General features: G+C 39.0%; 11 protein-coding genes and 1 pseudogene. 10 read left to right on the forward strand and 2 right to left on the reverse strand.

What is annotated here, in order from left to right; genetic code table 11:
* Positions 1-14 precede the first annotated feature (14 nt).
* From B6C99_RS03075 to B6C99_RS03095, 5 genes and pseudogenes are all read left to right on the forward strand, one after another.
* Positions 15-1027, forward strand: a pseudogene (locus B6C99_RS03075) (phosphoadenosine phosphosulfate reductase family protein).
* A gap of 10 nt (positions 1028-1037) precedes the next feature.
* Positions 1038-1859: a Dam family site-specific DNA-(adenine-N6)-methyltransferase gene (locus B6C99_RS03080; RefSeq protein ID WP_158092429.1), complete on the forward strand. Its 822-nt coding sequence runs from the start codon at positions 1038-1040 to the stop codon at positions 1857-1859.
* Between the two features lie 11 nt (positions 1860-1870).
* Positions 1871-2722 carry a DNA cytosine methyltransferase gene (locus tag B6C99_RS03085; protein ID WP_086358480.1) on the forward strand — a complete coding sequence of 284 codons (852 nt, stop codon included), beginning with the start codon at positions 1871-1873 and terminating at the stop codon, positions 2720-2722.
* Positions 2723-4795, forward strand: a complete 2073-nt coding sequence (locus B6C99_RS03090) for a replication endonuclease (RefSeq protein ID WP_086358481.1) — start codon at positions 2723-2725, stop codon at positions 4793-4795.
* Between the two features lie 99 nt (positions 4796-4894).
* The gene (locus B6C99_RS03095; RefSeq protein WP_086358482.1) at positions 4895-5338 is read left to right on the forward strand and encodes a hypothetical protein; all 444 of its coding nucleotides are present in this window, start codon (positions 4895-4897) and stop codon (positions 5336-5338) included.
* A gap of 345 nt (positions 5339-5683) precedes the next feature.
* Here the strand turns inward: B6C99_RS03095 and B6C99_RS03100 are convergent, their stop codons facing one another.
* Complete coding sequence (locus B6C99_RS03100) at positions 5684-6697, reverse strand: phage portal protein (protein ID WP_086358483.1); 1014 nt, start codon at positions 6695-6697, stop codon at positions 5684-5686.
* Positions 6698-6699: 2 nt separating this feature from the next.
* Positions 6700-8481 (reverse strand): terminase large subunit domain-containing protein, encoded by a 1782-nt coding sequence (locus B6C99_RS03105; protein WP_086358484.1) that lies wholly within the window; start codon positions 8479-8481, stop codon positions 6700-6702.
* A gap of 154 nt (positions 8482-8635) precedes the next feature.
* On the opposite strand from B6C99_RS03105, the gene B6C99_RS03110 reads away from it, so the two are divergent.
* The 5 genes from B6C99_RS03110 (at position 8636) to B6C99_RS03130 (ending at position 11968) form a co-directional block, all read left to right on the forward strand.
* Positions 8636-9475, forward strand: a complete 840-nt coding sequence (locus tag B6C99_RS03110; protein WP_086358485.1) for a GPO family capsid scaffolding protein — start codon at positions 8636-8638, stop codon at positions 9473-9475.
* A 57-nt stretch (positions 9476-9532) separates the two neighbouring features.
* A complete protein-coding gene (locus B6C99_RS03115; RefSeq protein WP_086358486.1) occupies positions 9533-10543 on the forward strand; it encodes a phage major capsid protein, P2 family in 1011 nt (336 codons plus the stop codon).
* Between the two features lie 10 nt (positions 10544-10553).
* Positions 10554-11201 (forward strand): phage terminase small subunit, encoded by a 648-nt coding sequence (gpM, locus tag B6C99_RS03120; RefSeq protein ID WP_086358487.1) that lies wholly within the window; start codon positions 10554-10556, stop codon positions 11199-11201.
* A 93-nt stretch (positions 11202-11294) separates the two neighbouring features.
* Entirely contained in the window at positions 11295-11765 is a 471-nt protein-coding gene (locus B6C99_RS03125; RefSeq protein ID WP_086358488.1) for a head completion/stabilization protein, read from the forward strand.
* Positions 11765-11968 (forward strand): tail protein X, encoded by a 204-nt coding sequence (locus B6C99_RS03130; protein WP_086358489.1) that lies wholly within the window; start codon positions 11765-11767, stop codon positions 11966-11968. The genes B6C99_RS03125 and B6C99_RS03130 overlap by 1 nt, the downstream gene beginning before the upstream one ends.
* The last annotated feature ends 1 nt before the right edge of the window (position 11969 follow it).

Below are 11969 nucleotides of genomic sequence, written 5' to 3' on the forward strand. Positions count from 1 at the left end.
GCTGGGGCTCAAAAATGTGTGTAGAAATCGATTTAAGATGTTACCAGCCAAACACTATCAACGTTGTTTTAATTAGCGGCGGTAAAGACAGCACTGCCGTTGGACTGCTAGCAAAAAACGCTAACGTTGAGCGTATAAATGTGTTTGCAGATACTGGGCACGAGCATTCAATAACTTATGACTATGTAAAATATTTGTCTGAAATATTGGGTGAAATTCATCAAGTCAGAGCTGATTTATCAAAAGACATCGAACGTAAGCGCCAGTACATTACTGATCATTGGCAAGATAATTTAATCAGTCGGTATGGATTTAGTAAAGAACGCGCTATCGCAGCAGTAAAACAGGCACTAGATATATTACACCCTACCGGCAACCCTTTTCTTGATTTGTGCATGTTAAAAGGTCGATTCCCGTCAACAAAAGCGCGGTTTTGCTCAACAATACTAAAACATGACGCAGTTAAACATCAAATTATTGATCGGTTATTAGATAGGTATGAGGAAGTTATCATCTGGCAAGGCGTGCGCGCACAAGAAAGTCCGGCGCGGGCAAATTTGCCTGTTTGGGAAACCGACGCTGATAATACACCCGGACTACATGTTTATCGTCCAATTCTGAATTGGTCACACGATCAAGTCTTTTCATTTGCAAAACAAAACGGCGTAAAACCGAACCCTCTTTACCTGCAAGGTTTTTCGAGGGTTGGCTGCATGCCATGCATTCACGCCCGAAAATCGGAACTAAGAGAGATATTTTTACGTTACCCGTATGAAGTTGCACGCGTTGAAGCGTGGGAGCGCTTAGTATCTCTATGCTCCCCTCGCGGGTGTTCCACTTTTTTTATTTCGACTATTGACCCCTGCAATTCTGAAAAAAACAATTCAAATGTCAGCACCAAATCACATGGTATCAGAACAGTTAAAGATTGGGCAATGACAACTCGTGGGGGCGCCAATTCGATTTGCTGTCAGGAATAAACGAAAACACTACGTGCAACAGTGTTTATGCTGGCGTTTGTGAATAAAGGAAATTTTATGTGTATAGAAAAATCTTTTTTAAAATGGGTCGGTAGCAAAAACCGACTAATACCTCAATTATTACCTCATTTACCAAGCGGCAAACGGTTTATCGAACCGTTTGTTGGGGCGGGTAATGTTTTCATTAATACTAATTACGCTAGCTATGTGCTGTGCGATAAAAACAGTGATTTAATAAATGTTTACAAGTGGTTACGAGATGATCTGGCTAGATTGCTAAATGAAACTAAATCACTATTTGATAGCCAGCCTGATTTTTACGATGTTAGATCTCGATTCAATAACTCCACATTATTGTTGTCGGTACAGCGTGCCGCCGAGTTTATCTATTTAAACCGTCATTGCTTTAACGGTGTTTGTCGTTATAACGCAAAAGGTGAATTTAATGTTCCTATCGGCAATCATAAAAGCATTTATTTTCCCAAAACCGAACTTATCGCATTTAGTAATAAATTGATTTCAGCGCCCGTTGAGCTAGTGCGAGCTGATTTTAGTGCTGTTATCGAAAACGCCAAAATTGGTGATGTAATTTATTGCGATCCCCCTTACATCTCAGGAACCAAAGACGACATTTTTACAGGCTACACACCCTGCAAATTCGATACAGAAACCACAAAATGTCTACATGATTTACTTGTTTTAGCAGTAAGAAGGGGCGCAACTGCGATTATATCTAACAGCAATAATTCATTAATTAGAGAGATTTTTAACGATTTTGAGATCTACGAAATTGATGCTAGACGTAGCGTTGCAGCAAACGGCAACCGCAAGCCAGCAAGGGAAATAATCGGCGTGTTGATGCCTGAAATGATTAATTAACAGGTGAAATTATGAATATTTTATCACTATTTGACGGTATTAGTTGTGGTCGAGTAGCTCTCGACCGTGCAGGTATACCAGTTAATAAATATTATGCCAGCGAGATTGATAAAACAGCTATAAAAATATCACAATCAAATCACAGCGACATCGATTTGATCGGTTATGTTCATAATCTACAGTCGTGGAGTTTACCTCAGATAGATTTATTAATAGGCGGTAGTCCGTGCCAAAATTTTAGCCGAGGCGCCACTCTCTCAAATAAAAAACGAACTGGGCTAAAGGGCGACCGGAGTAATCTGTTCTGGAAGTTTTTGGAAGCAAAACACAAATTTAATCCCACATATTTTTTGTTGGAAAATGTTGTCATGCCGAAGGAACATGAGGACATTATAACAATGTCACTGGGTGTTGAGCCTATTAAAATTAACAGTAATTTAGTTAGTTTTCAAAACAGAGAAAGACTATACTGGACAAATATTCCGAACGTATCCCAGCCACAAAATAAAAACCTCTCATTTCAGTGCTATAAAGACAGCGACTTTGATTATTGCGCTCAATTTAAAGTCAACCAAACCCCATCACGCATTAAAATGTGGGGCAATGGGATTGATGGAAGTTGCCTGAATGTGACACATCGTGAAAAAATTAATTGTCTCACGCTAAAACAAGATCGACGCAAAAATAGCGGTTTAATCGATTTTGATGGATTTTGCAGGTTTCTAACTAGACGTGAATTAGAGTTAGCACAAACGTTACCTGTGGGTTATACGGACTGCGTTTCTTACAATCAGGCATGTAAGGCGCTCGGTAACGGGTGGACCGTTGACGTTATCGCACACATTCTGGGGCATCTGAAATAAATGTCAACAATCACGCAAAGCTTACCACCAATCAGCAACAGGGCTAAATCTGCCCTGTTTTCGGCTATGCGTGATTTTTACGGAACAGTTGGGCAATATTTACCAACTAAAGGTATACAACCTAAGTCACAATATGCAGTCGGTCGCCGAGCGCCTAAAGACTTAACGGTTATTGAACGTCCGCTGTGGGAGCAAATACCGCACGAATACGATTATTTTCATCCGTTTTTTAGCGACACCCCACAATTTATTGGTAGCTATTTCGCCCACAAATACGGTTCGCTCTATCAAGAGAAAGGCTCTAAAGCTGCAAACACCTATTTGCGAACATGCGGGCTAACTCGTTGTGCGGAAGTTCAGGAACAGTACACAATAAAAAATGCCGGTGCTAGTTTAATTGCTCAGCAGTTTTATAAACAACTTTCAACACTGCCGACGCTCGACAAATCCGACGTTAACGATTTAGGTGCTGATATTTCTAGCTATATGCAAAATTTAATCATCAAATTTTTAGAGACAGATGAATTTAAATTAAATGATTCTGAGCATGAGCTATCTATCTATAAATTTGCCCTAGAACAACTAGCGCCACTCAAAATTACAGCACCTTATTTCGCTGATTACCAGAAAAAAGAAATCAGTGACCAACAAATCGTGATCGCACTCGCTAAACTGTCAGATGCTAAATGGTGGCAAAACAAATTAAAACGGCAATGGTCGTTTCAGCGTGAACATTTAGCAATAGCTGCGGGGCAAGTGCAAAAGTCCGCCAGCCCATACGCCAGCAGGGCTTGCGTTGGCGAGTGGAAAGAACAAAAAAGGAAAAATCGAGAATGGCTTAAGAATCAATGTATAGAAAATACTGAAACAGGCGAGCAATTTGAGCTTGTTTTACAGGTCGATAAATCAAACGCTAACCCCGCCATTCGCCGTTGCGAGTTAATGGTTAGAATGCGAGGCTTTGAAGATATTGCTGACGAGTACGGCTATGAGGGTGCATTTATAACATTGACTGCGCCGTCAAAATATCACGCTGCACACGCTAAAGGCGGGTTTGTCAAAAACTGGAACAGCGGTACACCACGGGACACGCAGCGTTATTTATGTGGCGTATGGGCAAGAACCAGGGCAAAACTTAATCGTGAAAATATCAAAATCTTTGGCTTTAGAGTTGCCGAGCCGCACCACGACGGTACGCCGCACTGGCATATATTGGTTTTTATGCTCCCCGAAAATAAAGATAAAGTTCGTGACATTATGTATTCATACGCACTAGAAGAAGACGGCGGCGAACAAGGTGCGCAGTACGCCCGCTTTAAGTTTGAAAATATCGAAAAAGAGAAAGGATCGGCAACGGGCTACATTGCTAAGTACATTTCTAAAAATATTGACGGTTATCAACTTGATAATGAGGTCGATGACGAAACAGGACAAAACTTAAAAGAGATGGCCAAAAATGTGACTGCTTGGGCAAGTCGTTGGGGTATTCGCCAATTTCAGCAAATCGGTGGCGCACCTGTGACGGTTTGGCGTGAACTCCGCAGGCTCGGCAGTCAAAAAGTCGAAAGCCCTACAATCGACCCAGTGCTTGCCGCAGCCGATGCAGGCGATTGGGCCGCTTACACTCAGTTACAAGGTGGGGCTATGGTGCAACGTAAAGACTTACGGGTAAGAATTTCGTACGAAGAAGCTCAAAACCAATTTGAAGAAGACATCAAAAAGATTAAGGGGGTGTTTTCCCCTATTATCGGCATGGCTTCTTTTATATGCACTCGTTTAATAAAGTGGGCTATTGTTTCTAAAAATAGGAGCGATAGCGACGCTCGGAGTTCTGTCAATAACTGTACGCAGTCTAAAAATTCGACAGAGTACGATCAACGGCAAAATGTGATAAATGAGTTAAAAAAACATCAAATAAATTACAATCAGCACCAGTTAAATTATCTACTAATGGGTAGGGATTTAACATTTGACGATAAATTGCTCATAAAATGGGTTAAAAACAAATTAGCTATAATCGATTTGCGCCAAAAATGGATTGGCGCACCGCCGGATATTGGATGGAGTTTTTAAAAGAGATTAATACTATGTTGACAATAAAAGAAAATACTTTTTAAACTAAACTAAACTTAAACTAATTAATCACATAAACAAATAAACAGGATTTTAATTATGAAAACAGGTAAATCATCAGCATCAACCGCCCCCAGTCTTTGTATGATTGATCTAGATGCGGAAATTGTTATTGATTTGATTGATTTCGAACGAATTAAGGCGGCGTCATCTGCTATAAAATCCTTACGCGATGTCTATCCGCCATTATTTAACGAATTAGAAAATACTATCAATTCAATAAATAATAAACTAAATAATAGCGATTTTGATAGCTATCCAAACCTCGGAGTTAGAATTGTGTACGTTCCGGTTGACCCTGATTTAGAGATTGTTATTGATTTGATTGATTTCGAACGAATTAAGACGGTATTATCTGCTATAAAATCCAACTTTTATGGATATATGTCATTATTTAGCGCGGGCGGTACTCGGTTTGGCGATGCCGTTATTTTATTAGAAGATGCTATAAGTAATATAAATAATTCGATATCGCAAAAATAAATACAGTTGCACTTCTATACTGCACGAAAACGAAAGATCTAAAAAGGATCAAATGATCGTTAAAGACCTTATATCAAGCTTTTTTCTCGATATCTGCAATTTTGCACAATTCTCTACAAGTTTAGTGCGCGGGTGAGGTGGGGTCTCAATGGCGCAATTTTATTTATAACCTTTTCAATCATCATCAAAATGACTAATTATATTAAACATCAAGCACACTAATAGACAAAATGAGCAAGGGGTTAATCGCCACCCAACAAATAAAAAAGTGTCAGCATGAGCGTTATAGAGAGAATTAGAAGGGAAGGTAATAAAAAGCCCATTCGGGCTTTGGGTTTGTGATTGTTATTCAAGGCTGTAGGGATTAAATTTTACAACTTCTTCCCCCATCCAGTCGTTTAGTTGTAAAAATCTATCTTGCAACGGTTTAATTTCATTACGAGCAAACACTTTGGAGGCTTTTTCTGGATCACCAAATCCACCGGTATTTTTTGGAGTAATGCCCATCAGCGACGGTGGCACCCGGTGCGCGGTCAAAATATCATCTTGGCTTACTGATTTGATATCTGCAAAATTATCTTTGGCGGCAACTTCTCCGACAGGGATTAGTTTTAATCCGTCAGGTTTGCCATTTGGTGCATACATTAACAAATTACGGAAGTTGCCCGGGCCTCTACTATTTTGTAGTGCCTTTTTTAATTCTTCTATATCTTTTTCATTATGTGAGGGGTTAGATAAATACAAAATAAACCCAGCATGTGAACCATTTTTATAATAACGTTGACGGAACACCGTGGCCGAATTATCAAGCCATATAGAATTGATTGCGGATAAATATTCCGGGGACCCATAGATTTCTTGGTTTTCATTCGGTAATAACAGATGAAAGATAGAATTCTTTTTAAATTCGTGTTCTTCGAATAGGTTTTCAATATTCGCATATTTGCTAGAATTTATATAATAATATCTATCAGTATCAACGCCCCGCCTGGTATATTTCGCTAACGTTGGTAATAGCCCGGTCGCTTGTTTTAACATATTAGATCGTTTTTCGAGGTAGCAATTACCAAAAATAAGGAAATCATGAACTATCCTTTCAAAATTAAAACGTGTTAAATATTTGTGAGGTATAAAAGTGCTGGTTAATATATTTCTTTTTACATATATAGGGCTGCTATGATATGAAGATGATGCGCCGAACGTATTTGCAAGCGTGTTAAAATTAATATGGGGTTCATACCACTTGCCGCACTCAATACATTGTAAATAGTTAAGGAGATCTTTAGCACTGGAAAGCGGCTCGCTTTCTCCAAAACTAAAGCACGCTATATTGTCATCATTCTTTTTTAAATCGGTCATTATTAAAATACTCCCATGAAACCACTATTACTGTTAGCACCGCCTAAACTTTCTAGCGGCTCGTTATAAATTGCATGCATAGTTGCCCACGCGATATCTGCGTGTGATATCTCATCGTTTCGATCTGCTACATATGTGATAAACCGTTGGCTTGCTGTTAATGTTTTACGAATCGCCATAAATGCTTGCGCGAGATCTGTCCATCCCGCATCAAACTCTAAACGCTGTCGTCTTAACACATCTTGCATTTTTAAAATTAATCTTTGTTTAATTTCAATTGAATATTTAAATGCGACAGCCGCCGGGTAAAACTGTTTAACTAATTGATAAACCCCCTCTCCTAGCCCAGTTGCATCGATTCCTATGTATGTTACGTTATATCTTTCTGTCATTTTGCGAATAGCCTCGGCCTGTGCTGCAAAGTCCATGCCCGTCCATTGGTGCTTTTCTATTATTCTAAATTTACCCCCCTCAACTAATGGAGGTGCTACTACAACACACCCAGCACTATCTCCAGTGTGCGAGGGGTCATATCCTATCCACACGGGCCTGTCGCCTAACGGCCTTAGGGCAAACGGTTTATAATCATTCCACACGTCCCACGAATCAATCATGCATGGCTGTAGACTTGAAAGCGGAAAAACCGAGGCCGAGTCATCAATAAACTGACATAAAAATAGATTTGCGAACTCGTCGGGGCTGTATTCCATTTTTAGTTGATTTATATCAAATAAATCAAATCCAAGTTGTTCGGCATCTTCAATTGTAACAATTTGACGCCATTGCCCGTCGGCACAAACCGCTCCATTTTTTAAAGCTTTATGTGATACATCAATTCTAATCTGCTCGTCTTTGCGTCGGCCTTTATTGAACAGTTGTCCCGTCCAAAACTTGTACGCCTCATGAGTTATACTTGATGGTGTTGATAAATAGGTTTGTCTCCATCGCTTTTGACTGGCCATTGCTGATGCAACTTTTCTAAACTCTAAAAAGCGACTAATCCAGAAGTACTCATCAAGATATACATTGCCATGGTAAGATTGAGCAGTTTTGGAGTTTGTCCCCAAAAATCTTATACGAGCATCGTTATGTGGAAAGTGAATTACATCACCTTTTAGATCCATATCTATACCGTGAAAAAAATCAACAATATACTGGCGGGACTGGAACGCTTGGGCTTTTGATGCAGATAAATATATTTGATCTCTCCCTGTGTTAACCGCGTCAATCGCCCCTTCATGAGAGAAATACATAGTGGCACCGATTTGTCTCGATTTATTTATGTTTCTTATTCGATGATTAATACCGGCTCGATACCAAATTCGCTGATGTTCATATAAGCCCTCATTGAATAACTCGTTAAGTTTCTCAATCTGCGCATCAGTTAACAAATTTGTTTTAGGTTTTTGTTTAGGTGCTGAATTACGATTAGCAACATTAGGATTAAGATCGGTTTCGTTACCACCGTTTTTATACCGTTCTATTCTTGCTGTACGCTCTAACTGTCTACTGAGTAAATCAATTTCTTTAAAGTCCTTGCCTTCTTTATTTTGTTTTATTACTAGGTGAATCAATTGAGCTTCCAGCACGGCGTTAACGCGCTCCAATGGCGTTGAATCATCCCATTTGTCGCGCCTTTTCCAGCTGTGAATCGTATTTACATTTTCGTTCAAAAGCTCAGCAATGCGCGCGATACGATATCCGGCCCAGTATAGTGAGCGGGCCGACTTTCTCGGATCTGTGTTATCACTGATTAAATGATCTAATAATTTAACGTTTTGCATGCGTCCTCCCATCACGTCAATTTACCCGTGGATCATCATTTTTTATGCATACGCAAGTTGTGATTTTGTTTTTCACAACTCGGCTTAATTGCTCTCTTTTCTTTGTCAATCCAACATAAGCAAAACAATCAGCATATAAGCAAGGATTACGACAATGACATTAGAAGTTAATAAATCAAAAAAATATAAATCAAAATGGTTTAGGGTTGCAGTTGAAGGTGCAACAACAGACGGGCGCAAGATCCAACGCGTATGGATTGAGCAAATGGTAAAAAATTATAGCCCGGATGTTTACGGTGCGAGAGTTAATCTTGAGCATATCAAAGGTTATTCACCAGATAGTCAATTTAAACGTTATGGCGACGTCCTAGCATTACAAGCGGAAGAAATTAAAACCGGTCCATTAGCTGGGAAATTAGCGCTATTTGCACAAATTGAACCAACAGACGATCTTATCCAGCTTAACAAATTAAAGCAAAAAGTTTATTCATCAATTGAAGTTAACCCAGAATTCGCCGATACCGGCGAGGCCTATCTTGTTGGTCTGGCTGTTACTGATGATCCCGCCAGCCTTGGTACCGAATTTTTAGAATTTAGTGCTAACGCTACAGTAAATCCATTAACGAGCCGCAAACAATCACCTAATAACTTATTTACTGCAGCTGAAGAAGCAGCGATCGAATTTGAAGAAATGGACTCGCAAAATGATGCCACATTTAGCACGATATTAGATCGTATAACTGGCTTATTCAAAAGCAAATCAGAAAATGACTCAACTAAATTTGTGAAACTCGGCGAAACAATTGAAGAATTTGCAACTGCAACAGTTAATCGCTTTACAACTCTTGAATCCAAAATTACTGAGTTAACTAACGAGTTAACAGAAGTAAAAGAGAAAAATAACGAGTTAACAGAATTATTAAGCAACATTCCGGAAACCCCATCGCGACCTATTTCCGCCGGTGGTTCAATGGATTTTGAAACCGATTGCTAACGCACTTTAGGCCAATTTAATAAATTAATACTGATTAACCGAATTAGGAAACCCATAATGAGAAATGAAACCCGAAAGTTATTTAATGGATTTAAACACCGCATTGCGCAACTTAATGGCATTGATGATTCCAGTGAAAGTTTTGCTGTTAATCCAGAAGTAAATCAAACATTAGAAAAACGCACCCAACAATCATCTGAATTCTTAAGTAAAATTAACTTTGAATTTGTTGATGCTCAAGAGGGTGAAAAAGTTGGAGTTGGTGTAACAGGCACAACAGCTGGCACAACAGATACCACAGCACAAGATCGTGAAGCTGTAGATATATCAGATCTAAACAAATTCCGTTACCGCTGCGAACAAACCAACTACGATACATCAATTCGTTATGCAAAATTGGATGCATGGCGCCATAAAAAGAACTTTCAAACCCTTTTGCGTGATGCCTTAATTAAACAAAAAGCGTTAGATCGTATTATGATTGGATTTAATGGTACCCATCGCGCGCCAACATCTAATAAAACTACATACCCTTTATTACAAGATGTAAATAAAGGCTGGTTACAACATTACCGAGATGATGCACCTGAAAGAGTAATGAACGAAGGTACATTAACACCGGGTAAAATTATTATTGCCAGCAACGGGGGTGACTATAAAAACCTTGACGCATTGGTCTATGATGCCGTTGAAAACTTAATCGATCCAGTTTATTCAGAAGACACTGATTTAGTTGTTATTTGTGGTCGTGGGTTGCTTCATGATAAATACTTCCCGATTGCTAACGAAGCAGATAAAAACACCGAAAAAGTAGCGGGTCAAATATTGCTTGCTAAAAAATCAATTGGTGAATTACCGGCATACCGAGTCCCCTACTTCCCTAAGGGATCAATGCTAATTACATCTTTTAGTAACTTAGCTATTTATATTCAAAATGAAACAGCCCGCCGTCAAATTATTGACAACCCTAAACGCGATCGTATTGAAGACTACCAATCTGCTAACGAGGCCTTTGTTGTAGAACGTTATGATGCTGGCTGCTTAATTGAAAATATTGAAGTCAGATAAGGGGGAATAGATGATATCACCGGCACAAAAGTTTTTACAAAAACATTACGCTCAAAAGGAGCGTAATGCAGGAAACCTGCAGGCAATCAATGCTTACGAAATGATGCTAGCCAAGCTAAATAACGATCGCATTCGATTAAAAAAATTCCAATCTACAGAAGCAAAAATTGAACTTAAAAAGCAACTTATTCCCGAATATATGGATTGGATTAACGGCGTTCTTGAGTCTGGTAATGCCCAACAAGATGATGTATTTATGCGCCTAATGGTATGGATGATTGATACTAAACAATTTGAGCTTGCCTACCCGCTCGCTAAACATGCATTAAAAAATAATTGGGTTACACCCGATGAGTACCAACGCCAAACCGCCACACTAATTACCGAAGAGTTAGCTAATACAACGCTCGCACAAATCAGTAATAAGCAAACGGTTGATACTGATATGTTACTAAAGTTTGCCGAATTAGTGGCTAATAAAGATATGTTTGATCAGGTCAGAGCAAAACTCAATAAAGCTATTGGCTATGCGTTAAAAGATACACAGCCAGATCAAGCTTTAGGTTATTTAAAGCGAGCACTTGAACTTGACGAAAGCTCAGGCGTAAAAACAGCTATTAAAGAATTAGAAAAGGTCGTAAATAAGACCGATTCTTAACAGGGTGGACCCTCACACCAGGCGGCACCAATTTAAAAAATTATCAATATTTTGCGAATTGGTTCACCGCCTATTATAAGGTTTAGAGTTCTTATGAGTGATTTTATTGCAATATCTAAAGCGAACGAAGCCGAAGAATCTAAAATTAGTAATATTTCGTTTTTCCCTGCCATTGATATTAATGACGTTAGAAAAACTCAGCGGTTAGACGGAACCGTCACAACTGAGCGATTAAAAACAGCAATTGCCAGTGCAATTATTGCAGTAAATGATGACTTATATAACTGGCGGCTAACAAAGCAAGCTGCAGGGATTACATCAATTAACAATTTAAATGACGAGCAAATTAATGGTGAATCAAAATATTTAATTTTATACAAGCATGCGGTTTATTCGTGGGCAAATGCGTTATTGAATGAACAGTATATTAATTTTGATGCAACAGCCAAAGCAAAAATCGATATAGATACTAACATTGAAAGCGCCGGTAATTTGTATCGCAATGCTCGTTATGCAATACGTGACATCTTGGGTAAATCAAGGTCAACAATGGAGCTGATTTAATGATTGTCTATACAATGCAAAATGAAACCATTGATGCTCTGGCATATCGTATTTTTGGTAGAACCGCCGGCATTGTCGAAATCATTTACAACAACAACCCTATGCTGTGTGAATTGCCGGCAATTTTACCGATGGGTACCGCTGTTAACGTGCCAGAAGATGCACCCGAACCACAAAAAAAACTAATTAATTTATGGGATTAAT

The organism is Gilliamella sp. N-G2, assembly GCF_002142215.1.
Taxonomy (GTDB): Bacteria; Pseudomonadota; Gammaproteobacteria; order Enterobacterales; family Orbaceae; genus Gilliamella.